23 protein-coding genes are annotated in these 24,551 nt (G+C 71.6%); 11 read left to right on the plus strand and 12 right to left on the minus strand.

Going from position 1 to position 24,551, the window contains the following annotated elements; translation table 11 throughout:
• Positions 1-2: 2 nt before the first annotated feature.
• From EP26_RS16615 to EP26_RS16630, 4 genes are read right to left on the minus strand one after another with little or no spacing between them, the layout of a single operon-like run.
• Positions 3-1,484, minus strand: a complete 1,482-nt coding sequence (locus EP26_RS16615; RefSeq protein WP_043340108.1) for a class I adenylate-forming enzyme family protein — start codon at positions 1,482-1,484, stop codon at positions 3-5.
• Positions 1,481-2,722 (minus strand): acyl-CoA dehydrogenase family protein, encoded by a 1,242-nt coding sequence (locus EP26_RS16620; RefSeq protein WP_043340109.1) that lies wholly within the window; start codon positions 2,720-2,722, stop codon positions 1,481-1,483. The genes EP26_RS16615 and EP26_RS16620 overlap by 4 nt, the downstream gene beginning before the upstream one ends.
• 3 nt (positions 2,723-2,725) lie before the next feature.
• Positions 2,726-3,508, minus strand: coding sequence for an alpha/beta fold hydrolase (locus EP26_RS16625; protein WP_043340110.1), 783 nt, complete (start codon positions 3,506-3,508; stop codon positions 2,726-2,728).
• Positions 3,505-4,542, minus strand: coding sequence for a peptidase M29 (locus EP26_RS16630; protein ID WP_043340111.1), 1,038 nt, complete (start codon positions 4,540-4,542; stop codon positions 3,505-3,507). The genes EP26_RS16625 and EP26_RS16630 overlap by 4 nt, the downstream gene beginning before the upstream one ends.
• Before the next feature lie 138 nt (positions 4,543-4,680).
• On the opposite strand from EP26_RS16630, the gene EP26_RS16635 reads away from it, so the two are divergent.
• Positions 4,681-5,145: a MarR family winged helix-turn-helix transcriptional regulator gene (locus tag EP26_RS16635; RefSeq protein ID WP_043340113.1), complete on the plus strand. Its 465-nt coding sequence runs from the start codon at positions 4,681-4,683 to the stop codon at positions 5,143-5,145.
• Positions 5,146-5,148: 3 nt separating this feature from the next.
• On the opposite strand, the gene EP26_RS16640 is transcribed toward EP26_RS16635, so the two are convergent.
• On the minus strand, positions 5,149-6,189 hold the full coding sequence (locus EP26_RS16640) for a hypothetical protein (protein WP_043340114.1): 1,041 nt from the start codon (positions 6,187-6,189) through the stop codon (positions 5,149-5,151).
• Positions 6,190-6,277: 88 nt separating this feature from the next.
• On the opposite strand from EP26_RS16640, the gene EP26_RS16645 reads away from it, so the two are divergent.
• The 3 genes from EP26_RS16645 (at position 6,278) to EP26_RS16655 (ending at position 8,758) form a co-directional block, all read left to right on the plus strand.
• A complete protein-coding gene (locus EP26_RS16645; RefSeq protein WP_043340116.1) occupies positions 6,278-7,243 on the plus strand; it encodes a Bug family tripartite tricarboxylate transporter substrate binding protein in 966 nt (321 codons plus the stop codon).
• Between the two features lie 92 nt (positions 7,244-7,335).
• Positions 7,336-7,563, plus strand: coding sequence for a hypothetical protein (locus EP26_RS16650; protein ID WP_043340117.1), 228 nt, complete (start codon positions 7,336-7,338; stop codon positions 7,561-7,563).
• Entirely contained in the window at positions 7,511-8,758 is a 1,248-nt protein-coding gene (locus EP26_RS16655; RefSeq protein ID WP_052389290.1) for an MFS transporter, read from the plus strand. Before EP26_RS16650 ends, EP26_RS16655 begins: the two co-directional genes overlap by 53 nt.
• 57 nt (positions 8,759-8,815) lie before the next feature.
• On the opposite strand, the gene EP26_RS16660 is transcribed toward EP26_RS16655, so the two are convergent.
• Complete coding sequence (locus EP26_RS16660; RefSeq protein WP_043340119.1) at positions 8,816-10,423, minus strand: GMC family oxidoreductase; 1,608 nt, start codon at positions 10,421-10,423, stop codon at positions 8,816-8,818.
• A 105-nt stretch (positions 10,424-10,528) separates the two neighbouring features.
• On the opposite strand from EP26_RS16660, the gene EP26_RS16665 reads away from it, so the two are divergent.
• From EP26_RS16665 to EP26_RS16675, 3 genes are read left to right on the plus strand one after another with little or no spacing between them, the layout of a single operon-like run.
• Complete coding sequence (locus EP26_RS16665; RefSeq protein ID WP_043340121.1) at positions 10,529-11,497, plus strand: Bug family tripartite tricarboxylate transporter substrate binding protein; 969 nt, start codon at positions 10,529-10,531, stop codon at positions 11,495-11,497.
• 10 nt (positions 11,498-11,507) lie between these two features.
• Positions 11,508-13,265 (plus strand): glucans biosynthesis glucosyltransferase MdoH, encoded by a 1,758-nt coding sequence (gene mdoH, locus EP26_RS16670; protein WP_281177094.1) that lies wholly within the window; start codon positions 11,508-11,510, stop codon positions 13,263-13,265.
• A 56-nt stretch (positions 13,266-13,321) separates the two neighbouring features.
• The gene (locus EP26_RS16675; protein WP_169747422.1) at positions 13,322-14,596 is read left to right on the plus strand and encodes a phospholipase D-like domain-containing protein; all 1,275 of its coding nucleotides are present in this window, start codon (positions 13,322-13,324) and stop codon (positions 14,594-14,596) included.
• Here EP26_RS16675 and EP26_RS16680 read toward each other — a convergent pair.
• From EP26_RS16680 to EP26_RS16690, 3 genes are read right to left on the minus strand one after another with little or no spacing between them, the layout of a single operon-like run.
• Positions 14,591-15,559, minus strand: a complete 969-nt coding sequence (locus tag EP26_RS16680) for a tripartite tricarboxylate transporter substrate binding protein (protein ID WP_169747423.1) — start codon at positions 15,557-15,559, stop codon at positions 14,591-14,593. The two genes, EP26_RS16675 and EP26_RS16680, sit on opposite strands and share 6 nt — an antisense overlap.
• Positions 15,560-15,573: 14 nt before the next feature.
• Complete coding sequence (locus EP26_RS16685) at positions 15,574-16,977, minus strand: enolase-like domain-containing protein (RefSeq protein WP_043340122.1); 1,404 nt, start codon at positions 16,975-16,977, stop codon at positions 15,574-15,576.
• Positions 16,974-17,795: a sugar phosphate isomerase/epimerase family protein gene (locus tag EP26_RS16690; protein ID WP_043340194.1), complete on the minus strand. Its 822-nt coding sequence runs from the start codon at positions 17,793-17,795 to the stop codon at positions 16,974-16,976. Before EP26_RS16690 ends, EP26_RS16685 begins: the two co-directional genes overlap by 4 nt.
• A 109-nt stretch (positions 17,796-17,904) precedes the next feature.
• Between EP26_RS16690 and EP26_RS16695 the strand changes: the two genes are divergently transcribed.
• Genes EP26_RS16695 through EP26_RS16710 form a run of 4 tightly spaced genes read left to right on the plus strand, consistent with a single transcriptional unit; the run spans position 17,905 to position 21,588 of the window.
• A complete protein-coding gene (locus EP26_RS16695) occupies positions 17,905-19,263 on the plus strand; it encodes an LLM class flavin-dependent oxidoreductase (RefSeq protein ID WP_043340123.1) in 1,359 nt (452 codons plus the stop codon).
• A 2-nt stretch (positions 19,264-19,265) separates the two neighbouring features.
• Complete coding sequence (locus tag EP26_RS16700) at positions 19,266-19,910, plus strand: CDP-alcohol phosphatidyltransferase family protein (RefSeq protein WP_043340124.1); 645 nt, start codon at positions 19,266-19,268, stop codon at positions 19,908-19,910.
• Entirely contained in the window at positions 19,907-20,881 is a 975-nt protein-coding gene (locus EP26_RS16705; RefSeq protein WP_043340125.1) for a phosphatidate cytidylyltransferase, read from the plus strand. The genes EP26_RS16700 and EP26_RS16705 overlap by 4 nt, the downstream gene beginning before the upstream one ends.
• Positions 20,881-21,588, plus strand: coding sequence for a lysophospholipid acyltransferase family protein (locus EP26_RS16710; protein WP_043340126.1), 708 nt, complete (start codon positions 20,881-20,883; stop codon positions 21,586-21,588). Before EP26_RS16705 ends, EP26_RS16710 begins: the two co-directional genes overlap by 1 nt.
• On the opposite strand, the gene EP26_RS16715 is transcribed toward EP26_RS16710, so the two are convergent.
• The 3 genes from EP26_RS16715 to EP26_RS16725 are packed head-to-tail and all read right to left on the minus strand — an operon-like array spanning position 21,572 to position 24,533.
• On the minus strand, positions 21,572-23,071 hold the full coding sequence (locus EP26_RS16715; RefSeq protein ID WP_456303880.1) for a tripartite tricarboxylate transporter permease: 1,500 nt from the start codon (positions 23,069-23,071) through the stop codon (positions 21,572-21,574). The genes EP26_RS16710 and EP26_RS16715 overlap by 17 nt on opposite strands.
• Positions 23,071-23,580: a tripartite tricarboxylate transporter TctB family protein gene (locus EP26_RS16720; RefSeq protein WP_043340128.1), complete on the minus strand. Its 510-nt coding sequence runs from the start codon at positions 23,578-23,580 to the stop codon at positions 23,071-23,073. Before EP26_RS16720 ends, EP26_RS16715 begins: the two co-directional genes overlap by 1 nt.
• A complete protein-coding gene (locus EP26_RS16725) occupies positions 23,577-24,533 on the minus strand; it encodes a Bug family tripartite tricarboxylate transporter substrate binding protein (protein WP_043340129.1) in 957 nt (318 codons plus the stop codon). Before EP26_RS16725 ends, EP26_RS16720 begins: the two co-directional genes overlap by 4 nt.
• Positions 24,534-24,551 lie beyond the last annotated feature (18 nt).

The following is a 24,551-nucleotide window of genomic DNA, read 5'->3' on the forward strand; positions in this document are numbered from 1 at the left end:
CGTCAGGCCTCGTCCTGCCGCGCCAGCTGCCGCAGCGCCTCGAGCTGGACCTTGCCGAGCGCGGTGCGCGGCAGCGCCTCGACCGTCACCACGGCGCGCGGGTGCTTGAAGCGGGCGAGCCTGTCCTCGCAATGGGCCAGCACCCGCGCCGCGTCGAAATCCGGGCCGGGGACGACGATGGCGATGGGCACCTCGCCCCAGCGCGGGTCGGGCCGGCCGCAGACGGCGCATTCCGCGACACCCGGCGCGTCGCGCAGCACGCGCTCGACTTCCGCCGGGTAGATGTTCTCGCCGCCCGAGATGATGAGATGCTTGCGCCGGTCGGTGAACCAGAAGCGTCCATCCGCGTCGCGCCAGCCGAGGTCGCCGGTGGCGAACCAGCCGCCGCGCCAGGCCCCCTCGGTCTCGTGCGGCGCGTTCCAGTAGCCGCGCGCGACATGCAGGCCCTTCACCTCGATCTCGCCGACCTCGCCGGTGGGCAGCGGCTCGCCTTCCGCATCGACGATGCGCGCCGCGCCGTGCAGCGCCTGGAAGCCGATGGAGCCGGGCTTCGCCAGCGCCTCGGCTCGCGTCTGGTAGATGGCGACCGGCCCGGTCTCCGTCGCACCATAGACCTGCTGCACCGGGATGCCGCGCGCATGGAAGGCCTGGATCAGCGGGACCGGCACTTCGGAGGAGCCGGCGCCGATGGCGCGCAGGCTGGAGAGGTCGGCCGTCTTCCAGAGGGGATGCTCGATCAGCGCCCGCATCACCGCCGGCACCAGGAGGCTGAGCGTTGGCCGCAGGCGGGCGCATGCCTCGAAGAAGGCCTCCGGCTCGAAGCGCGGCAGCAGCACCACCTCGGCGCCGAAGATCAGCGCCGGCAGGGTCTGGATGTTGAGGCCGCCGAGATGGAACATCGGCAGCACCGTCAGCACGCGGTCCGCCTCGGTCAGCGTAAGCATGTGCTGGCTGTTGACGGCATTGACCATGACCGCGCGGTGGTCGAGGGCGACGCCCTTCGGATGGCCGGTCGTGCCGCTGGTATAGGCCAGCAGCATCGGGTCCTCCATCTCGGTCTGCGGCGTGATGCCGAGGCCTTCCGGCCCGGCCGCCTCCGGCCAGGCTTCCGCGGCGTCATAGACGGGGCAGCCCTTCGGCGCGGCGCGGCGGGCGAGGACCTTCATCTCCGGCAGGGCGAAGAGCGCGGCGGCGCCGGAATCGTCGAGGATGTGGCGCAGCTCGGGCGGGGCCAGGCGCCAGTTCAGCGGCAGCAGCACGCAGCCGAGCCCGGCGCAGGCGAGGAGCAGGACGAGCTGGCTCGGATGGTTGTGGCCGAGGAAGGCGATGCAGTCGCCATGGCCGAAGCCGCGGTCCTCCAGCATCGCCGCCGCGGCGCGGATGCGGCGGGCCAGATCGGCATAGGCGATCCGCTCTTCACCGAAGGTCAGTGCGATGGCTTGGGGCTGGTGCTCGGCATGGCGCAGGATGATGCTGCAGATCAATCGGTCTCGCCCTTTTCGTAGAGGCAGTCGCGGCCGAGGCGGTCGACGCAGAGCTCCGCCGTCCAGGGCAGCATAAGGGAGCCGCAACGTGCGTCGCGGTAGAGGCGTTCGAGCGGGAGCGACTTCAGCATCGCCTGGCCTCCGCAGGTGCGGACGGCCTTCGATGCAATGGCGGCGGCATTCTCCATGACGCTGTACTGTGCGGCCCAGGCGCGCTGCACCTGGTCCGGCGAGGGATCGGGGCCGGCCTCGGTGATCGCCTGGAACCAGAGCGCCTTGGCCTGTTCGAGGGCTATACGCATCTCGGCGACGGCAATCTGTTTGGTAGCGTACATCCGCCGCTTCACCGGCGGCATCCCCGGCACCTCGCCGCGCAGATAGGCGATGGTGAAGTCATAGGCGGCCTGGGCGATGCCCATATAGGTTGGGCTCAGCGTCAGGAACATGTGCGGCCAGCGGCCAGCGGCCTGCATGTAGAGGCCGGGCGGCATCAGCGCCGCATCCTCGCCGACCGGGACATCGTCGAAGACCAGCGTGCGCGAGACGGTGCCGCGCATGCCGAGCGGGTCCCACTCGCCGATCACCGAGACGCCGGGCGCGTCGCGCGGGATGGCGAGGTAGAGCGTGTCGCGGCGGGAGAGCGGCGCCTCGCCCTCGCGCTGCTCGGTGCAGAGGATGCCGTAATAGTCGGCATGGCCGGCGAGGCTGGCGAAGATCTTCCGCCCGGTGACGCGCCAGCCCCCGGGGACGGGGCGGGCCACGGTGCCGAAGGCCGCCGAGCCGGCCGCCGCCGCGCCGCCTTCGGAGAAGGGCTGCGAATAGACCGCGCCGTCGCGCAGGATACGCTGGTAGTGCAGGCGGCGGCGGGCGTGGTGCGCGTCGCGCCGAGCGGCGTCCACATCCAGGTCGTCGCTCAACGGGCCGGTCCAGAGCGTGGAGCAGACATGCATGTTCCAGGTGAGCGCGGTGGCGCCGCAGAAGCGGCCGAGCTCGGCGGCGGCGAGGCAATAGCCGCGGAAGCCGGCGCCCATGCCGCCCTCGGCGCGGGGAATGCAGAGGCCGAGCAAGCCGTTGGCGGCCATGTCGCGGTAGTTCTCGGTCGGAAAGCGCGCCTCACGGTCCCAGCGCGCGGCGCGGGGGGCAAGCACGCTCTCGCCGAAGTCGCGGGCCATGGCGGTGAGGGCGGCCTCCTCCGGTGTCAGGCGGAAGGCCGTGGGATCGAAGAGCGGCGCGGCCATGCGTCAGCCGTCTCCCGCGCGGTCGAGGAAGCTGGTGAGCATGGTGTTGAAATCCGATGGCCGCTCGAGATGGGCGAGGTGCCCGGCATCGGCGATGATCGCCATGCGCGCGCCGGGGATGGCGTTCGCCGTCCAGTGCATGACGTGGAAGGGGGCGAGCGGATCGGCCTCTCCGACCAGCACGAGGCAGGGCATGTCGAGCCGGCCGAGATCGTCGCGGCGGTCGAAGGTGACCAGGGTGGCGAGGGCGGCGCGGTAGCCGGCCTCGGGCACCGCGGCCATGCTGGCGATGGCGGCCGGCGCCGCTGCCGGGTCGGGATTGTCGCCGAGCATGCGGCCCACGACCTGCGGCGCGATCTCGGCGAGGCTCTGGCCAGCTTCGAGCGGCGCCAGGCGATCGGCGAGGAAGCGCTCGCGGAAGGCGGGGTCGCGGCCGCCGAAGGCGGGTGGGCTGGCATAGAGCGTCAGGCTGCGTACGCGCTCCGGCCAGGTGAGCGCGAATTCCAGCGCCACCATGCCGCCGATCGAATGGCCGACGAGGTCGGCGCGCTCCAGCTCGGCCGCGTCCATCAGGCGGGCGAGCGCGGCGGCTAGCGCCGGGAAACCGGGCTCCACCGGCGGCGAGGCGCCGTAGCCGGGCATGTCCCAGGCGAGCACGCGATCGTCGGCAAGGGCCGGCAGGGTCGGCTCCCAGAGGCTGGCATTCCCGCCGAGCCCGTGCAGGAGGAGGATGGCGCGGCGGCCTTCGCCATGCTCGCGCCAGGCGGGGACCGGGGCCTCGGTCATGGCAGCAGCCTTCCTTCCTCGACCACCCGCTCCCCGTCGAGGGCGATGGTGCAGTTGCGGACGGGGATGTCGAAATGCCCCTCGGTGAAGCGGCCGGCGAATTCGTTGGCGCCGGTGGAGAAGAGGAAATTGCCGGCGAAGGCGCGCAGCTCGGTGCCGTTGGTGTCGCGCCGGTCGTAGAAGGCGAGCGCCTCGTAGCGGGCGCGCGGATTGAGGCCCCAGCCGACATGCGAGACGGCATAGGCGGCGCGGTCGCCCCAGGCGGCGAGATAGCGGCGCATCATCTCGGCATCGGCCCCCTCCCCTTCGATGTTGACGATATGGTCGTCGGCCAGCGTCAGGCGGATCGGGCCTTCGAGGTAGCGCTTGAAGGTCAGGTTCACGTCGCCTGCATCCAGCACCAGAGTGCCGGCGACGCTGCCGGCGCGCGGGAAGGCAACGAGGATGCCGCCCGGCCAGTGCGCGACGGTGCCCGGCCGGTCTGTCCAGCCCCAGACGCCGGCGACCGCGGCGCCTTCCATCGTGACATGCAGGTCGGTGCCGGCGGCGGAGGTGACGTGCATGTGCCGGGCGGCGCGGGCGCGCTTCACCGCGGCTTTCACCGGCGCCTCGTCCTCGGGGCGGGGGACGAGGCGGGCGAGGATCTCCGGGTGCTCGTTCGAGACCATCAGGACGCGGCTGCCAGCCTTGAGGATGGCGGGGAGTTCGGGCGCGTGCAGCAGCCCTTCCACCGTCAGGTCGAGGATGAGCGGTGCGGCGGCAAGCGCCGCCATCACCCCGGGATGGTTGCCGATGGCGCGTGAGGCGCCGGTGGAGCGCACCGGCACCGGGGCGGCGGAGGGCGGTGTCGGCAGGATGCAGCGAAAGGGCCGGCAGCCGAGGCGGAGGGCGGCGAGTTCGGCGAGGTCGAGGTTCAGGGCGCGGGACTGGCTTTCGCCAAGCAGGCAGATGGGCAGCCCGTCATTCGCGCCGCAGCGGCGCAGCACGGATTCGAAGGCATCGAGCCAGGGGGATTCGATCCGGTCGGCAAGCATGTTTCCTCCTAGCGATAACGTGGTCGCCGGGCAATTTATATGAAATTGCACTTATGGCTGCGTCGTATTATTTCGAAGATTTTCCTCATCGAGTTTGTTATCGTATCGAAAGCCCCAGGACGATGCCGCGAAACCGACATGGAAATCCCCTCCCCGCCCTCCGGGGTCCGCTTCATCGACGACTACCTCGTGTATCTGCTGGCCCGCGCAGCGCACCAGGTTTCCAGCGAATTCCACGAGCAATTGCGGCGCCGTGGCATTTCGGTCGCGGTCTGGCGTGTCCTGAGCGCCCTGCTGGGCAGCGAGGGCGAGACGGTCACCGGCCTCGCCGAAACCTGCCTGCTGCAGCAGCCGACCATGACCAAGCTGCTCGACCGCATGACCCGGTCCGGCCTCGTCGCCCGCAGCCCGGATCAGCGGGACCGCCGGGTGGTCCGCATCGCCCTCACCGGGACCGGCCGCGCCCTGGCCGAGGACCTGGCGGTGGCCGCCAAGGCGCATGAGGCGGAGCTGCTGGCCCGCCACCCGCCGGCCGAGGCGGAGGCGATCAAGAACCTGCTCCGCGCCATCCTCGCCCGGCACGACAGGCCGCGGCGCGGGTGATGCCTACTGGGCGGGGATGGTGACCACCGGCGTCGGCTGGCCCCGCCCGCTCTCGGCCAGCACCTGCAGGATATAGGCGAAGGTGAAGCTGGCCTTCGAGCGGTAGTCGCCCTGCTCGACCCAGAACCAGCGCTGGCGGTAGGGCACCGCGGCATAGGCGTCGGCCGGTGCGCGCGTGCCCTGGCGGACGCGGATCAGCCGCTCGCCGAAGCCGTCCTCCGTCGCTCGCGTGTCGCCGCGGGCGACATCCGCCTCCGCCACCTCGATCTGCGCGCCGAGCTCGTAGAGCACCTGGAGGACGGAGCGCGTCAGGATCGCCACCTGGCCGCGCCCGGCCCGCGTCCGGCCGTAGACCACCTCCGCCTCACGCTCCGCATGGCCGAGGCCGAGCAGGCTGCGGGCCTGGCGCACGGCCGGCGTGTCGCCATCGAGCAGCAGGAAGACCCGGCCGGCCCCGCCATGCCGCTCGAAGCGCAGCCCGACCGCGCCCGCCGCCTGGGCCTGGCGCAGCGCCCCGATCAGGGCGAGGAAGCCGCCCGAGGCCTCCTGCGCCTCGCCGCCCCGCGTCGCCCCGTTCGGCATGCCGTTCACCGACTGCACGCCGAGGCGGAAGAGCAGGTCGACCGGCGCGCCGCTCTGGGCGAGCGACAGCAGCTCGGCCGCCGCCAGCGGCCGCAGGTAGGACTGGGCGAACTGCTCGCCGGTCATCGGCGTGAAGGTGAAGGTCGGACGCGTCGTGTATTGCATGGTGCCGGAGCCGGTGGCGTAATTCCCCGGATTGGCCGTCGGGTAGGCGTTCAGCCCGACCTGCCCCGTCGTCTGCAGCGTATAGCCGGTGATGACCTGGCTGACCGAGAGAAAGGTCGGTACGTCGGCATAGCGCAGCCGCACCATGTTCAGCAGCATCTGCCGCTTCAGCCCGTCGCCGAGCGCCTGGGCATAGCCGACCTGGTCGGTGTCGAGCTGCTGCGGCCCGTTGCCGGTGCAGCCGGCGAGCAGCAGGAGGGCCAGCCAGGCGCGGCGAAAGGGGGCGGGGCGGGTCATGGGTGGGTGGCAAGGCAGCATCCGCGTGGGGCTGCGTCAACCGGCGCCGCGGATGCTATGCTCGCCCGCAAAACGGGGAGGAGGCATCATGCATCTCGGAAAGCGGGCGCTGCTCGGGCTGCTGGCGGCGCCGGCCATCGCGCGGGCGCAAACGGCGTGGCCTGACCGGCCGCTGCGCTTCGTCATCGGCGGGGCGGCGGGCGGCGTCTCGGACATCTTCGTCAGGCTGATGGAAAGCCGGCTGCGCGAGCGGCTCGGCCAGCCCTCGGTGATCGACCCGCGGCCGGGCGCAGGCGGGATGCTCGGGGCCGAGGTCGCGGCGCGCAGCGCGCCGGATGGCTATACCTTCTTCGTCAACCACATCGCCTCGCACGGCATCGGGCCGACGCTCTACCGGCGCCTCTCCTTCGACCCGCTGCGCGACCTGCCGGGCGTCTGCCGCATGGCGCGGATGCCGAACGTGCTGATCGTCAAGGGCGACAGCCCGCATCGCGACGTCGCCTCGCTGCTCGCCTTCATGCGGGCCAATCCGCAGGCGGCGACCTTCGCCTCGGCCGGCACCGGGACATCCTCGCATCTCTCGGGCGTGCTGCTCGGGCTCAGGACGGGGATCGAGACCGTCCATGTGCCCTATCGCGGCACGGCGCCGAGCATGGCCGCGGTGATGAATGGCGAGGTGCTCTTCGCCATCGACAATGCGCCGGCCAGTCGGCAGCAGGTGCTCGGCGGGCTGCTGCGGGCGCTCGCCGTCTCCACCGCCGACCGCGCGACGACCATGCCGGAGCTGCCGAGCCTGCAGGAGAGCGGCATCGCCGATTTCGACGTCGCCTCCTGGTACGGGATCGCGGCGCCGGCGGGCGTGCCGCGGCCGATCGTGGAGCGGCTGGGCGGCGAGATCCTCGATGCGCTGGCCGACCCTGGCATTGCCGCGCGCATCCGCGAGTTCGGGGCGGAGCCGGCACCGCTGCCGGCGGCCGCCTATGACGACTACATGCGCCAGCAGGTCGCGGCCTGGGCGCCGGTGGTCAGGGCCTCGGGCGCCTCGGTCGACTAGTGATGAAGATGACTTCGTATACATCAGGGATCGCGGTGCGATGAGCCCATGGTGGCCAGCGGGGGGCATCGGCCTCTCGCACGGAGGCCATCATGACCGACTTCGTCATCGTCGTCGCTGCCGCCGCCAGCCTTGCCGCCTCGCCTCATCTGCCGCCGCAGGCCGTGGTGCCGCAGAATGCGCCGACCGTCGGCTTCCAGCTCTACCGGAGCCTCGCCACCTGTGAGCAGGCCACCACCCAGCTCACGCCCCGTGCCGGCAAGCGCTATGTCTGCGTCCCCGTCGAGGGAAACGACCGGGAGCTCACCGCCGCCTACTGAGCGGGGCGGCAAGGCTGCCAACCTTGCCCTCATCACCGTCGCACAGGTCCTCGCCCTGTCGCTCTGGTTCTCCGGCACCGCGGCCGGGCCGGGGATGGCGCGGGAGGCGGCGCTGCCGCCCGGCTTCCTCGCCTGGCTGACGGGCGGGGTGCAGCTCGGCTTCGTGCTGGGGACGCTGGCGAGCGCGGCGCTTGCCCTGCCGGACCGGGTGGATCCGCGGCGGCTGGTGGCGGGGGCCTGCCTGTTCGGCGCGGTGGCCAATGCGGCGATCCTGCTGCTGCCGCCGGGCGACCCGCTGGTGATCCTGGCGCGGGGCGCGACCGGGCTGGCGCTGGCCTGCGTCTATCCGGTCGGGATGAAGCTGGCCGCGGGCTGGGCGGGGCCGAGGGATGCGGGGCTTGTAGTCGGGCTGCTGGTGGGCGGGCTGACGCTCGGTTCGGCCTCGCCGCATCTGGCCAATGCGCTGGGCGGGCTCGGCTGGCGGAGTGCGGTGGGGCTTGCTTCGCTGGCCGCGCTGGCGGGGGCGGGGCTGATCCTGCTCGCCAGGCCCGGGCCGCGCCATGCCGCCGCGCCGCCCTTCCGGCCGGGGCTGGCGCTGGAGCTGTTCCGGCATCGCGGCACCAGGCTCGCGACCCTCGGCTATCTCGGGCATATGTGGGAGCTCTATGCGATGTGGGCGTGGATCGGCGCCTATCTCGCGGCGAGCTTCGCCGCTGCGGGCAGCGCCGCGAGCCCGGCGCTGGCCAGCTTCGCGGTGATGGCGGCCGGCGCGCTCGCCTGCATCGCCGGCGGGTGGATGGCCGACCGGATCGGACGGGCACGCTTCACCATCGGGGCGATGGCGATGAGCGGGGCCTGCTGCCTGCTGGCGGGCCCGGCCTTCGGTGCGGCGCCCGTGGTGGTGATGGCGCTCTGCCTGGCCTGGGGTGCCAGCGTCGTCGCCGATTCGGCGCAATTCTCGGCGGCCGTGGCCGAGGCCTCGCCGCCCGGCCTCGCGGGGACGATGCTGACGGTGCAGACCTCGCTCGGCTTCGCCCTCACCCTGCCGGCGATCCATCTGATGCCGGTCGCCGAGGCCTGGCTCGGCTGGGGCGGTGGGGCCTTCGCCCTGCTCGCCCCGGGGCCGGTGCTGGGGTGCCTGGCGATGGCGAGGCTGGTGCGCGATCGCCGGAGGCCGGAACGGCCGGAGACGTGAATCGCCCACCCGGACAACAGGCCGGACCCTGCTCCGCAGCTGCGGAGCAGGCTTCGGTCAGGCGGCGCGCTTGATCGCGTCCGCCGCCTTCTCGGCCGTCATCAGCACGGCCGGGTGGATGTTGGAGGAGGGAACCAGCGGGAAGACGGAGGCATCGACGACGCGGAGGCCCTGGACGCCACGGACGCGAAGCTCAGTATCGACGACGCTGCGCTCGTCGGCGCCCATGCGGTTGGTGCCGCAGGGGTGGTACACGGTCGTCCCCGCTGCGCGGATGTAGTCGAGCATCGCCTCGTCGCCACCGGTCTCGGGGCCGGGCGCCTCCTCCTCCTCGATCAGGCCGGCGAAGGGCTGGGTGGAGGAGATGCGGCGGGCGAGCTTCGCCGCTTCCAGCATGACATGCACGTCGGAGGGTGCGGTGAGGTAGCGCGCTTCGATGCGCGGCTTGTCCTCGACGCGGGGCGAGCGGAGCGCCAGCTCCCCGCGGCTGTCCGGGCGGCACTGGCAGAAGTTGAAGGTGAAGCCGGGGTGCTTCGCCAGCGCCGCCGCCGAGGCGGCCTGGTTGCTGAGGCTGTAATTGACGAACTGGTACTGCACTTCGGCCTCCTCCGAGCCGGGAAGGACGCGGGCGAAGAGGCTCGCCTCCGAGGCGCCGATCGCCATCTGGCCGCGGCGGCGGATCGCCCAGTCGAGGCCGAGCTGCGCCGTCTTGAGGGGGTTCGCCATGAACTCGTTCAGCGTGCCGCAGGGCTTGGTGCGGAAGGCGAAGCGGATCATGAAGTGGTCCTGGAGGTTCTTGCCGACCTCCGGCGCGTGGACACGGGTCTCGATGCCGAGCGCCTGCAGGGCGGCGCCGTCGCCGATGCCGGAGAGCATCAGCATCTTCGGGCTTTCGATGGCGCCGGCGGAGAGGATGACCTCGCGCTTCGCGCGGTGGATGCGCTCGGCGCCGTCCGGCCCGCGCACGGCGACGCCGACGGCGCGGTTGCCCTCGAGGATGATGCGCTGGCCGACCTGCTCGGTATGCACCTTGAGGTTCGGCCGCTTCAGCGCCGGGCGCAGATAGGCGACGGCCGGGCTCCAGCGCCGGCCGCGATAGACATTGAGCTGGTTGGGCGCGACGCCCTCGAACCAGGCGCCGTTGTTGTCGGCGTTGCGCGGGAAGCCGAGCGCCTCGCAGGCGGCGACGAAAGCGCGGCAGCCGGGCGACGGGTCGGGCACCTCGCCGACGCGGACGGGGCCTTCCTTGCCGCGGTATTCGCTGTCGGGGCCGGCGAAGGTCTCAAGCTTGCGGAAATAGGGCAGGCAGTCGTCATGCGACCAGCCGCGGGCGCCGGACTGCGCCCAGCGGTCGTAGTCGCGGGGCGAGCCGCGCAGGAAGACGAGGCCGTTGACGCTGCCCGAGCCGCCGATCACGCGGCCGCGCGGCCAGTAGACGCTGCGGCCCTTCAGCTCCGGCTCGGCCTCGGTCTGGTAGTTCCAGTCGTATTTGCGGGTGACGTAGAGGCGGGCGAAGCCCATCGGGATGTGAATCCAGGGGTTGCGGTCCCAGGGGCCGGCTTCCAGCAGCACGACCTTCACCGACGGATCCTCCGAGAGCCGTGCCGCCAGCACGCAGCCGGCCGAGCCGCCGCCCAGGATCACGTAATCCGCTGCTTCATCCATGCCGCATTTCCCCCGTTCTTGCCGCCATCAGGCCATGCGGCGGCGAGGGCGGCAAGGCGGCACGGCGCTTGCGAGGTGTTCCGGCATCAGACCGGGAGACCATCCATGCAACGCCGCCCCCTGCTGCTGGCCGCCGCCGGCCTCGCCCTGCCCCGTCTCTCCAGGGCCGAAGCGACCTGGCCGAGCCGGCCCGTCACCATCCTGGTGCCCTATGTTGCCGGCGGACCTTCCGATACCCTGGCCCGTGCCACCGCCGCGGCCATGCAGGGAGCGATCGGCCAGCCCGTTGTCGTCGAGAACCGGCCGGGGGCCAATGGCGCGGTCGCCGCGGGGCTCACGGCGCGGGCGGCGCCGGATGGGCATACGCTCTTCGTCGCGGCGAGCGGCATCCTCACCATCAACCCGCATCTGATGCCGAACCTGCCCTATGACCCGGTGCGGGATTTCGCGCCGCTGACGGTCGCCATCAGCGCGCCGAACCTGCTGGTCGCCAACCCGCGCTTCCCGCCGCGCGACGTGGCGGGGCTGGTCGCCTGGCTGAAGGCCAACCCGAACAAGGCGAGCTACGGGACGAGCGGCATCGGCTCCTCCGAGCACTTGACGATGGAGCTTTTCGCCCAACGGACGGGCACGCGGCTCACCCATGTGCCCTATGGCGGCGGCGCGGCGGCGGTGACGGACCTGATCGCCGGGACGACGGAGCTTTCCTTCCTCAAAATCTCGACCGTGGCGCCGCATGTGCAGTCCGGCGCGCTCCGGGCGCTGGCGGTCGGCAGCCTGGCGCGGCACCCGCTCTTCCCCGAGGTGCCGACGTTGGACGAGAGCGGCGTCCCCGGCTTCGAGGGCGGCAGCTGGCACAGCTTCGTCGCGCCGCGCGCCACGCCGGAGCCGGTGCTGGAGGCGGTATATGCCGCCCTCGTCGCCGCCCTCCGTCAGAAGGAGACGGAGGCGCGGCTGACCCGCATCGGCTTCAGCGTCGTCGCCGGCAGCCGGGCGGAGTTCGCCGCGCGGGTCGAGCGGGAGCTCGGCGAGTGGCGGGAGGTGATCCGCAAGGCGGGGATCGCCGCGGGGTAGGCGATCCGCAATTCCGCCACGCTGGCGCAATAGCCTGGATGGAATGGTCCTGCGCCGTCTCGCCTTCGCCCTGCTCTGCCTGGCCCTGACCGGGGCGCAGCTCTGGCTCGCCGCCCGGGTGATGGCGCCGGGGGGCTGGACGATGTGGGAAGGGCTCGCCCTGCTCTGCTTCGCCGGGACGGCGCCATGGACGGCGCTCTGTGCCGGCAATGCGCTGGTCGGGCTGCTGATCCTGCTGCGGGCGCCGCATCCGCCGGCCGCCGTGCTGCCGGCGCTCAGGCGCATCCGGCCGGGCGGGGGGCGGATGCGCACCGCCATCGCCGTCTGCATCCGCAACGAGGCGATGGAGCAGGTGCTGCCGCCGCTCGCCCGGCTGCTGGACGGGCTGGCGGAGGCGGGGGCGGCGGAGCGCTTCACCCTCTGGTTCCTCTCCGACACGCAAGAGCCGGCGCTGGCCGCGGCGGAGGCGGCGGCGATCGAGGCCTTCCGCAGCCGCTATCCGGGCGTGCGGTACCGGCGGCGGGAAGGCAATGCCGGGTTCAAGGCCGGCAATGTCATGGATTTCCTCGACAACCATGCGCAGGGGGCCGAGCTGATGCTCTGCCTCGATGCCGATAGCGAGATGTCGGCCGCGGCCGTGCTGAGCCTTGTCGCCTGCATGGAGGCGGACCCGCAGATCGCCATCCTCCAGCAACTCATCGTCGGGCGGCCGGCGGCGGCGGCCTTCCCGCGCCTGTTCCAGTTCGGCATGCGGGCGGGGATGCGGGCCTGGGCGACGGGGCAGGCCTGGTGGCAGGGGCCGGAGGGCCCCTATTGGGGACACAATGCCATCATCCGCATCGAGCCCTTCCGCCGTCATTGCCGGCTGGAGGCGCTGCCGGATGGCAGCCCCATCCTCAGCCATGACCAGGTCGAGGCGGTGAGGCTGCATGCGGCCGGCTGGAAGGTCTGTTGCCTGCCGGATGAGGCGGGGAGCCTGGAGGGCAATCCGCCGGCGCTGCCGGAATTCATGGCGCGCGACCTACGCTGGGCGGCGGGGAACATGCAGTACTTCGCCCTGCTCCGCCTGCCGGGGATGACCTGGATGGGGCGGTGGCAGTTGCTGCAGGCGATCCTGCTCTTCCTCGGGGCGCCGCTCTGGACCGGCGTGCTGGTCTTCGCCGCGCTCAACGCCGCGACCGGCGGGGCGGCGGAGACGCCGGGTGGCTGGCTGCTGGCGCTGATGGCTGTGACCTGGGCGATGCTGCATGCGCCGAAGCTCTGCGGCTATGCCGAGGTGCTGGCGAAGCCCGGCCTCGCCGCGGGGTATGGTGGAAGGCCAGCTTTCCTGCGCGGCGCGGCGGCGGAGCTTGCCTTCACCACGCTGCTCGACCCAGTGAGCATCTTCAACAAGGCGATGTTCCTGGCGTGGCTGCCTTTCGGCGCGCGGCAGGGCTGGGCGCCGCAGAACCGGGCGGCGCGCGGTATCGGCTGGGTGGATGCGGCGCGGCTGCTCTGGCCGCATACGCTGTTCGGCACGCTCGTCTTCGGGCTGCTGCTGGTGGCGGTGCCCGGTGCGGTGGGATGGGCGCTGCCCTGGGCGGGCGGGCTGCTGCTGGCCATCCCCTTCTGCGTGGCGACGGCGGCACCCGGCTTCTCCGAGCGTCTCCGCCGCCGCGGACTGGCGGCGACGCCCGAGGAACTGGTGATGACGGGACGGCTCGATCTGAAATCCTTTCCGACATCGCCCGCGCCGGCCTCCTCGGCTGAGCCGCTCGCGCCAAGCTGATCCGGGTCGGCGCGGAGCCGGAACTGGCCGGATGCGTTACGTCCGGCATGGAGCATATGCGTACCGGACGGCGCGACCTTGGGCTGCTAGCGGCGGCGGGGCTTTCAGGCTGCGCGGCGATCCCGGTGCTGCCCGATGGGCCCTCGGACCCCATGGAACGTCAGTTGCTGCTCGCCGAGGCGCTGGATGGCGCCCCGCTGCTCGGCGGCAACCGGGTGGAGGTGCTGGATGGCGGCGTCGCCATGTTCCAGGCCACCTTCCGGGCCATCGCGGCGGCACGGGACCATGTGAACATCGAATTCTACATCTTCCAGGATGTCCGCATCCCCGGCGTCGAGGGGCCTTCGCTCTTCGAGCTGCTGCAGGTGAAGATGGCCCAGGGCGTCGCCGTCACCATCATCCATGACGGCTATGGCTCGCTCGGGACGGACCTGTCGCCGCTGCGGGCGGCGGGGGCGCGGACGCTGGAATTCCATCCGCTCGACCCGACAGCCGCGAAGCGCGGGTGGAGGCCGAATGACCGGGACCACCGCAAGATGCTGGTGGTGGATGGCCGCATCGGCATCATGGGTGGCGTCAACCTCGACCGTGTCTACCAGAACCCCTGCGGCACCGGCACCATGCCGGCCGACACGGAGGCTGCCTGCTGGCACGACACCTCAATCCGCATCGAGGGTCCGGCCGTCGGCGCCATGCAGCGCCTGTTCTTCGAGACCTGGGATAAGCAGCATGGGGAGAGGCTGGCGCCCCGCCCCTGGTTCCCGCGCCTCGCCGAGGTCGGGCCGGCGCGCATCCGCATCCTCGGCAGCGAGCCGGGCGAGCGGAAGCCGCGCTACTACATCGCCCTGGTGACGGCGCTGGAGGCGGCGCGCGAGCGGATCTGGCTCTGCACCGGCTATTTCGTGCCGACCTGGCAGCAGCGCCGCGTGCTGCGCGCCGCCGCCCGTCGCGGCGTCGATGTGCGGCTGCTGCTGCCGAGCGTCAGCGACAGCCAGGAGGCGCTGAACGCCCAGCATGCCGCCTATGACGACATGCTGGAGGCCGGGGTGAAGATTTACGAGGTCACTGACGGCGTGCTGCACGGCAAGCTGACGGTGGTGGACGGTGTGTGGTCGGCGGTCGGCTCCTCCAACTTCGACCGGCGCAGCGTCGCCTGGAACAACGAGGTAGATGCGATCATCCTCGGCCGCGACACCGCCACGACGTTGGAGCGCCTGCTCGCGCGCGAGTTCGGCCGCGCCCGTCCCGTCAGCCTGAAGGAGTGGGAGCGGCGCGGCATCGGGGCGCGCATTCGCGAGCAGTCCTCGCGGCTGTTCATCGACCTGCTATGAGGCGCGGGCGAGGCCGAGTTCGCGCAGCAGCACGCCGGAGGTTTCGGCAAACTGCACAGCGAAGCGGGTGAAGGCCTCGGGTCCGTCCCAGACGGGGACGATGCCGCGGCCCTGCATCATCTCCCGCACCTCCGGCCGGGCATGGGCGCGTTCGGCGGCCGCCAGCAGCGCGGTGCGCACCGGCGCCGGGATGCCGCGCGGCGCGACCAAAGCGAACCAGTTGGCATAGGCCCAGTCGAGGCCGCTTTCCTTCAGCGTCGGCACGTCGGGCAGGATGGTCATGCGCTGCTCGCCCATCACCGCGAGAATGCGAACGCGCCCGGCCGAGGCCAGGGATTGCGCCTCGACCGGGGAGCCGGTGAAGACGCCGATGCCGCCCGCGACGAGGTCCTGCAGGGCGGGGGCGCCGCCGGTGCTCGGGATCCAGCGGATGCGGTCCGCTTCCAGACCGAGCTTGCGCGCCATTCCGGCTGCCGCCAGGTGCCAGGAGCCGCCGGCGCCGACGCCGGAACCGGTGATGCTGCCCTTCCGCCCGTCTTTCAATGCCGCGGCAAAGGTCTTGAAGTCGTGCCACGGCGCTTCCGTCCGCACCGTCACGCCGGCCGGGATGGTGGCGAGCCGCGAGAGCAGATCGAGATTCTCCGGTCCGAATTCGGCGAGGCCGAGGGCACGGAAATTGGCGAATTCGGATGTGCCGGTGCCGACCGTGTAGCCATCCGGCGCGGCGTTTGCGATGGCGGCATGGCCGGTGACGCCGTTGCCGCCGGTGCGGTTGACGACGTTGACGGGCTGGTTCAGCTCCCGCTCCAGGCCCTGGACGAAAATGCGGGTGACGGTGTCCGCCCCGCCGCCCGCGGCCCAGGGCACGATGACGGTGACCGGCCGGGCCGGCCAGGCCTGGGCCCGCGCGAGGCCGGGCGCGGCGAGCAGTGGCAGTGCCGCCAGGTGGCGTCTCGTCGGCATGGTCATCTCCTCCGTCAGTCGGGCCATGCGGCCTTTGGCATGGGCTGCATGGCGGCGTAATCCGGCTCCACCGTCGCGCCGAGGCCCGGCACGTCGAGCGAGCCGAGGTCCAGCGCGCCTTCGCGGATGGCGAGGCGGGGGCCGCGCGGGGTATCGGCGTAGAGGTCCGGGTGCGCCTCCATGAAGCGCACGGCCTCGGCCTTCGGGCGGCCGTTGAAGCCGTCGACGAAGTGGTGGCCGTTGCGCTCCACATGCGTGAGGCCGAGCAGCGCCACCAGCGCGAGGTCCTGCTGCACGCAGACCCCGGCGAGCGTCGTCAGGTCCTCGCCGGTCATGAAGTATCCGTCTCCCCATTGGCGGCAGCGGGCGAGGTTGACGAGCGAGCGCCAGATGCCCTTGCAGGCCTTCGACGAGACGCCGGCATAGCCGAGGCCGCGTGCCTGGACGAAGGCGCCGAGCGCGCCGTCGCTCTCGTCGATGATAACGGGGCGCGGGGCCTCCATCCGCGTCTCCAGCGCGCGGGCGCGTTTCACCGGCTGCTCGATATAGGCGACGGCGGCGCAGAGGCGGTTCAGGCGGGGCTCGGCTACCATCGCCTGCCAGAGCGCGGCGACGCCCTCGGCATCGGCATACTGCTCGTTGCCGTCGAGCGAGACGTGGTAGCCGGGCCGCCGGTCGAGCACAGCGGCGATGCGGCAGAGGCGGTCGACATCGGCCGCGATGTCGCCGGCGACCTTCAGCTTCCACCAGGCATGGCGGTAGGTGGCGGCGACTTCCTCCAGCGTCTCCGGCAGGCCGTCATCGACGCGCGTGGACTGGTCGGCGGCGGTGATGGGATCGACCAGGCCGACCGTGTGCCGGGCCTGGATGCGGCGTGCGGGTGTGAGGCCCGACAGCATCGCGGCGAAATCGAAGCCGCCGAGGTCGGGTGCCACGGCATGCGGGGCCATGCCGCCGATATTCGTGCGCATGCCGGCGAAGAAGGAGGTGCCGTGCAGCTTCAGCAGCGCATCCAGGGCGGCGCGGTCGACGAGCGAGCGGCCGTAGCTGGCGACCAGGGGGTTCAGCGCCTCGCGGCCGCAGGCATCGACATGAGCCGCATAAGTGTTGGCGAAATGGCCGAAGGCGGTGGCCTCGCCGACGGCCAGCGAGGCCTCGCCGGCGAGTTCGAGGGAGCGGCGGAGCTGGTGCTCGTTCTGCGCGTCGCTGAGCGCGGGGTCCTTGTCGAACCACTTGGCGGCGAGGGATTCGGCGGCGACGCCCCAACCCTCGCGGCCGGACTCGTCGCGGATGCGGGCGCGGACCACCGTCTGCCGGCCTTCGGTGACGGTGATGACGCCGAAGCGGAAGGGCAGGCGGAGGCGGAAGGGCCATTCCCGCCGCTCGACCTCGATGATGCGGAAGCGGGGGGCGGTCATGCCAATCCTTCCAGCACGCCCTGGAGATAGCCGGCGGCGAAGGCGGCGGCGCCGGGCCCGTCCGGCACGTAATCGAAGGGCTCGACGCCGCACCAGCCGGCATAGCCTTGCCGGCGGAGCACGGCGAGGATCGGGGCGAAGCTGTCCCTCCCCTGCCCCGGCGCGCGGCGGTTGCGGTCGTTCAGGTGGATATGGGCGAGGAGGCCGGTCGGCAGCCAGCGCTCCAGCAGGGCATCGGCGGGCTCGGCCTCGCCATTCCCGGGGGCCGAGACGTCGAGCATGGTGCGCAGCGCCGGGCTGCCGATGCGCTCGACGATGGCGGCGGCCTCGGCGACGGTCACTGCCCAATTGGCCTCGCGCGCGGCCAAGGGTTCCAGGCAGTAGGTGAGGTTCGAGGCGGCGGCCCAAGCGGCGATGCGGGCCATGGCGTCCTCGGCCCGGGCCGCGTCGCCCTCGGCCTCGACCCGGCGCTGGGCCGGGGAACCGTGGACGAGATAGGCGCAGCCGAGATCGGCGGCGAGGGCGATCAGCCGCTCGATGACGTCGAGGGTGCGGGCGCGGGTCGCCGGGTCGGCGGTGGTGATGGACAGGCCCGCCGGCGCCACCAGCAGCCAGTGGAGGCCACTGAGGGCGATGCCGGCCTCGGCCGCGGCGCGGCGCAGCTCCGTGCGGCGCGGGGCGGGCAGGAGGTGCGGTGCCTCGGCATCAAGGGTGAAGGGAGCCACTTCCAGACCGGCATAGCCGAGCGCCGCCGCCCGCGCGCATTGCGCGGCGAAAGGCAGCTCGCGCAGCACCTCGTTGCACAGGGCCAATCGCATGCCGGACATCTCCCCGGATGGGATGCTAGCACCCTCTCCCGCTGCCGCCAGCATTGACCGCGGCCCGCCCGGGGGCGAGGCTTCCCGTCAACACGGAGGGGAACGGGCCATGCGTCAGATGCATCTTGTCGGCTTTCTGCAGGCGCAGAACTGCACCAACCTCGCCTCGTCCTGGCGGCATCCGGAGAGCCGGACGGATTTCCTCTCCGCCGACTACTACCAGGAGATCGGGCGCATCCTGGAGGCAGGGAAATTCGACCTCGCCTTCTTCGACGACCGGCTCTCCATGCCGGACCGCTACGGCTCCGACCATCATCACACGATCGAGCACGGCATCCGCTGCGTGAAGCTAGACCCGGTGGTGGTGCTGACGATGATGGCGGCGGCGACGCAACGCCTTGGCCTCGGCTCCACCGCATCGACCACCTATTTCGAGCCCTATCACGTCGCCCGCACATTCCAGACGCTCGACCTGATGAGCAATGGCCGCGCCGCCTGGAATGTCGTCACCTCGTTGAATGACGGGGAGGCGGCCAATATGGGCCATGCGGAGATGATGGCGCATGACGCGCGTTACGACCGCGCCGATGAGTTCGTCGAGGTGGTGCTCGGGCATTGGGATGCCTGGGAGGACGACGCGTTGATCGTCGACAAGGCGAGCGGGCGCTTCGGCGACGGCAACAAGGTGCACCGGCTGGATTACAAGGGGAGGTTCCTCAACTCGCGCGGGCCCTTCACCGTGCCGCGCTCGCCGCAGGGGCGGCCGGTGCTGATCCAGGCGGGCAGCAGCGGGCGGGGCAAGAAATTCTCGGCGCGCTGGGCAGAGCTGGTTTTCGTCGCCTATCACGACATCGCCTCCGGCAAGCGCGACTACGATGCGTTCAAGGCGATGGTCGCTGCCACGGGGCGCGACCCCGCCTCGGTGAAGGTGGCCACGCTCTGCAACCCGATCTGCGCCGCCACGAAGGCCGAGGCGGAGGATCGCGCGGCACTGATCGAGAAGCTCCCCCTGGAGATCGACGCGCTTTCGCTGCTTTCCGAAGCGCTCAACTTCGACTTCGCCAGCAAGGGCATGGACGAGCCCTTCACCGACGAGGAGATGGCCGGCATCCAGGGCTTGCAGGCGATCCGCGACCGCGTCGTCGAGGCGACGGGGAAGAAGAACCCGACGGTGCGCGACTTCATCACCGGCAGCGGCCGCGGCCGGCCGAAAATGGACATGGTCGGCGGGCCGAAGGAAGTGGCGGACAAGCTGGAGGCCTGGTTCGCGGGCGGCGCCTGCGACGGCTTCGTCATCTCCGCGACGCACGTTCCCGGCACCTATGCCGAGTTCGTTCAATTTGTCGTCCCGGAGTTGCAACGCCGGGGCTTGTTCCGCAAAGACTATTCCGGCCCGACGCTGCGCGACCATCTTGGCCTGTCGCGTGCGGCGCATGGCGACTGGAAGATGGCGCAGGCCGCGGAGTAGCGATGCAGAGTGGCGACCGGAGGCCGATCGCGGCACGGGAGACGGCGCCGGCCGCGCGCGTCGCGGGCTGGCTGATCCGGCGTGGGGCTTCGCCCAACGGCATCTCGATAGCGGGCATGGCGGCGGGGATCGGCGCCGGGCTGGCGCTGGCGGGCATCGCCTGGTGGCCGGAGGCAGCGCGGCCGCTCTGGTTGCTGGCGGCGCTGCTGGTGCAGGCGAGACTCGCCGCCAACCTGCTGGACGGCATGGTCGCCATCGGCCGCGGTGTCGCCTCGCCGGTGGGCGAGCTTTACAACGAGGTGCCGGACCGGGTTTCCGACACGGCCGTGCTGGTGGGGCTCGGCATCGCCGCTGATGGGGCCGTGGCGCTCGGCCTCGCCGCGGCGCTGGCGGCGATGGCGACGGCTTACGTGCGCGTCACCGTCCGCAGCGCCGGGGCGCCGAGCGATTTCGGCGGGCCGATGGCGAAGCAGCACCGCATGGCGGTGGTGACGGGGCTCGCCATCTTCTGTGCCGTCACGCCGGTTGGATGGCAGCGGATCGGCGAGACACATCTGGCGGTCGTCGTCCTTGCCGCCATCGCGCTGCTCTCGGCGCTGACCGCCTGGCTCCGCCTCCGCCGTGCCGCGCTTCGGCTCGCCGCATGAGCACGGCCTTCGCCCATCCCGTCACGGTCTGGATCGTCGGCGCGACGCTCGGCCTGCTGCTGCTGGCGGCGGCGGTGATCGGGCTGCTGTCGGTCACCGGCCGCGCCTCGCTGGCGCTGCGGCGGGAGCTGTGGTTGCGCCTCGGCTCCTGGTGCATCCTGCTGCCGCTGATGCTGGGGCCGGTGCTGCTCGGCCGGGTCTGGACCATCGGCGCCGTCACCCTGCTCGGCCTCGCCTGCCTGCGCGAATACGACCGGGCGACGGGGCTGTTCCGCGAATACCTGATCGTCGGCGTCGTGGTGCTCGGCATTCTGCTGGTGAACTTCGCGGCGCTCGACCACTGGTACGGCTTCTTCGTGGCGCTCTGGCCGCTGACGGTGGGCGTCATCGCCATCGCCTCGCTGCCGCTCGACCGGCCGGCGGGCTATGTGCAGCGGACGGCGCTCGGCATCTTCGCCTTCATGCTGTTCGGCGCCGGGCTCGCGCATCTCGGCTACATGGCGAATGATCCGGGCTATCGGCCCATCGTGCTGCTGCTGCTGACGGCGGTCGCGCTGAACGACGTCGCCGCCTTCACTTTCGGCAAGCTGATCGGCGGGCGGAAGCTGCTGCCGGCGACCAGCCCGAACAAGACGCTCTCCGGCGCGCTCGGGGCGCTGCTCACCACCTCGGTCGTGGTCGCGCTGCTGGCGGGGGCGATCTTCGCCGGGACGCCGATGGAGCATCCGGCGCTGCTGCTGCTCTTCGGCGCTATCGTCAGCATCGCCGGGCAGTGCGGCGACCTGATGCTCTCTTCCATCAAGCGCGACCTCGGTATCAAGGACATGGGCGTGCTGCTGCCGGGCCATGGCGGGGTGCTGGACCGGTTCAACAGCCTGCTGCTGGTGGCGCCGGCGGCCTTCCACTTCATCCACTACAGCGTCGGCATCGGCCTCGAGGCGCCGGCGCGGCTCATCACCGGGGGCGGGTGATGGAGTTCCGGCTGCGCCCGGCCCGCGATCTCGGCCTCGCCCCTGGTGAGCGGCTGCGGAGCCATGCGCGCGAGGCCGGGCTCGGCAGCCAGGTGCTGCGCTCGCTCTGGCGCGGCGGGGTCGGCGCCTATCTGCGGCTGGCGCATCGGCTTGAGGTGACGGGGCGGGAGAACCTGCCGGCCACCCCGCCCTTCGTCCTCATCGCCAATCATTGCAGCCATCTGGATACGCTGGCGCTCGGCAGCATCCTCCAGGGCGAGGCGGGGCGGCGGGCGCATGCGCTGGCGGCGGGGGATGTATTCTTCCGCACCGGGGCCACGGCCCTGTTCGCCGCCTACGCGGTGAATGCGCTGCCGGTCTGGCGGAAGCGGACGCGCGCCGGGGAGATCGCCACGCTGCGCGAGCGGCTGGTGGAAGACCGGCTGGTCTACATCCTCTTCCCCGAGGGGACGCGCAGCCGCGATGGGACGATGGCGCCCTTCCAGCCCGGCATCGGCACGCTGGTGGCGGGGCTGCCGGTGCCGGTGGTGCCCTGCCGGCTGGAGGGGTGCCATGCCGCCTGGCCGGCCGACCGCCGGCTGCCAAGGCCGGGGAAGGTCAGGCTCACGATTGGGCGGCCGCTCGACTTCTCCGGCCTGCCGAATGCGCGGGCGGGCTGGGTGGAGGCGGCAGCCGCCTGCGAGGCGGCGGTCAAGGCGCTCGGTTGACCAGGCGCCCGTAGAGCCGCGGCCCCACCAGCGCGACCAGGGCGAGGATCAGGATCGCCAGCGAGACCGGCCGGGTGAGGAAGGTGGTCCAGTCGCCCTCGCTGATGGTCAGGGCCTGGCGCATTGCCTGCTCCGCCATCGGGCCGAGGATCATGCCGATGACCACCGGCGCGGTCGGGAAGTCGAAGCGCCGCATGAACATGCCGATGATGCCGATGACGTAGAGCAGCACCAGGTCGGTCACGCTGTTGCTGATGCCGTAGGTCCCGATGGTCGCGAAGACCAGGATGCCGGCATAGAGCTGCGGCTGGGGAATCTTCAGGATGCGCGCCCAGAGCCCGACCAGCGGCAGGTTCAGCACCACTAGCATGATGTTGGCGATGTAGAGGCTGGCGATCAGCGTCCAAACCAGCGCGCCCTGCTGCTCGAAAAGCAGGGGGCCGGGATTGATCCCGTAGCTCTGGAAGGCGCTCAGCATGATCGCCGCCGTCGCCGAGGTCGGCAGGCCTAGGGTGAGCATGGGGACGAGGATGCCTGCCGCCGCCGCGTTGTTGGCTGCCTCCGGCCCCGCCACGCCCTCGATGGCGCCCGTCGTGCCGAACTCCTTCGCGTGCTCCGGCTTCACCAGCTTCCGCTCGGCATAGTAGCTGAGCATGGTCGGCATCTCGGTGCCGCCCGCCGGCATCACGCCGAAGGGGAAGCCGAGCAGCGAGCCGCGGAACCAGGGGCCGATGCTGCGCTTCCAGTCCTGGCGCGTCATCATGATGCTGCCGACCTGGCGCACCGAGGGCGCCGCATTGGTATGCCGCCAGGCCATGTAGAGCGTCTCGCCGACGGCGAAGAGCGCGACGGCGACGAGCACCACGTTCACCCCGTCCAGCAGCTCCGGCACGCCGAGCGTCATGCGCGGCTGGCCGGTCTGCAGGTCGATGCCGACGAGGCCCAGGAGCAGGCCGAAGAAGAGGCTGGTGAGGCCACGCAGCGCCGAGCCGCCGAGCACCGCCGAGACGGTGACGAAGCAGAGCAGCATCAGCGAGAAATACTCGGCCGGGCCGAGCTTCAGCGCGAGGTCGACGACGACGGGGCCGAGGAAGCTGATGCCGAGCGTACCGATGGTGCCGGCGACGAAGCTGCCGATGGCGGCCGTGGCCAGCGCCGGGCCGGCGCGGCCGTTGCGCGCCATCTTCGCGCCTTCGAGCGCGGTGATGATGGAGCCGCTCTCGCCCGGCGTGTTCAGCAGGATCGAGGTGGTGGAGCCACCATACATCGCGCCGTAGAAGACGCCGCAGAACAGGATGAAGGCGCCCGTCGCCTCGACCTTGAAGGTGATCGGCAGCAGCAGTGCGATGGTCAGCGCCGGGCCGATGCCGGGCAGCACGCCGATCGCCGTGCCGAGGAAGCAGCCGAGCAGCGCCCAGCCGAGATTGCCGAGGGTCAGCGCGTTGGCGAAGCCGAGCTGGAGGCCGGCGATGCTGTCCATCATCACATCACCTCTTGCCCGAGGGCGCGCAGCACGAGGCCTTCCAGCACGCCCGCGCCGATATTGACGCCGAGCAGTTCGACGAAGAGGAACCAGACCAGCAGGGTCAGCACCAGCGCCAGCACCAGGTCGCGCAGCAGGTGGCGGGAGCCGAAGGCGGCGGCCACCAGCACGAATTGTGCGCTTGCCGCGACGGAGAATCCGAGCGGGCCGATCAGCACGAGATTGGCCGCGAGCCCCGCCAGAAGCAGACCGAGCGAGCGCCAGTTGGTCGGCGGCGCTTCCTGCACCTCCTCCAATGTGTGCGACCAGCCGCCGCGGAGCGCGCTCGCCACCAGCCCCGCGCCGAGCACGAAGAGCCCGGCTGAGACCCCATAGGGCACGGCCTTCGGGCCGACCTGGGCGTAGATCGGCGAGGCCGGGATCACGCTCGTCTGCCAGAGCGCGAGCGCGCCGAGCAGCAGGACGAAGGCGCCGACTGCCAGGTCGGGCCCGGTGCCGCGTCGGGTCACGCGAGCCCGATCTCCTTCAGCACCGCCTCGGTCTGCGTCACGTCCTGGGCGAGGAAGGCGCTGAAGGCGTCGCCGGTGAGGAAGGCATCCGCCCATTCCCGCGTCTTCAGCATTTCCGTCCAGGCCGGCAGCGCGTGGATTTCCGTCATCAGCGCGACCAGCTTGTCGCGCGCGTCGGGGCGGATACCGGGCGGGGCGAAGACGCCGCGCCAATTGGTCATCACAACATCGACGCCGCTTTCCTTCAGCGTCGGGATGGACGGGTCGAGGCGCTGCTCGCCGGTGGTGGCGAGGGCGCGCATGCGGCCGGACTTGATCTGCTCGGCGAACTCCGAATAGCCGGAGATGCCGGCCTTCACCTGTGCGCCGAGGATCGCCGCCTGGGCCGGGCCGCCGCCGGCGAAGGCGACGTAGGAGCCCTCCTTCGCCGAGCGGCCGAGCGCTTTCAGGATGAGGCCGAGGGTGATGTGGTCCGTCCCGCCCGCCGAGCCGCCGGCGATGGAGGTGCCGCCGGGATTGGCCTTCAGCGCCTCGAACAGGCCCTTGATGTCCTTGATGTCGGAACTCGCGGGCACGACGACGACGCCGGCCTCCTCCGTCATCCGCGCGACCGGCGTGAGGTCCTTCATGCCGACCGGCGTCTTGTTGGTCAGCGTCGCGCCGACCATGATCGAGCCGGTGACCATCAGCGCATCCGGCCGTCCGCGCCGCTGACTGACGAAGCGCGGCAGCCCGACCGAGCCGCCGGCGCCGCCGACATTCTCGAACTGGAAGCTGCCGACGAGGCCCGCCTGCCGCGCGACCTGCTCGATGGCCCGGCCGAGCCCGTCCCAGCCCCCGCCCGGCCCGGCGGGGATGAACATGTAGAGGCTGGGGAGGCGCGGCTGCGCCTGGGTCTGGCCGGTGACGGCAAGGAGGCCGGCGGCGGCCAGCAGGTGACGGCGGCGGGTCATGGTTCCTCCCGATGGAGA

This window comes from Belnapia moabensis DSM 16746 (assembly GCF_000745835.1).
Classification (GTDB): Bacteria; Pseudomonadota; Alphaproteobacteria; order Acetobacterales; family Acetobacteraceae; genus Belnapia; species Belnapia moabensis.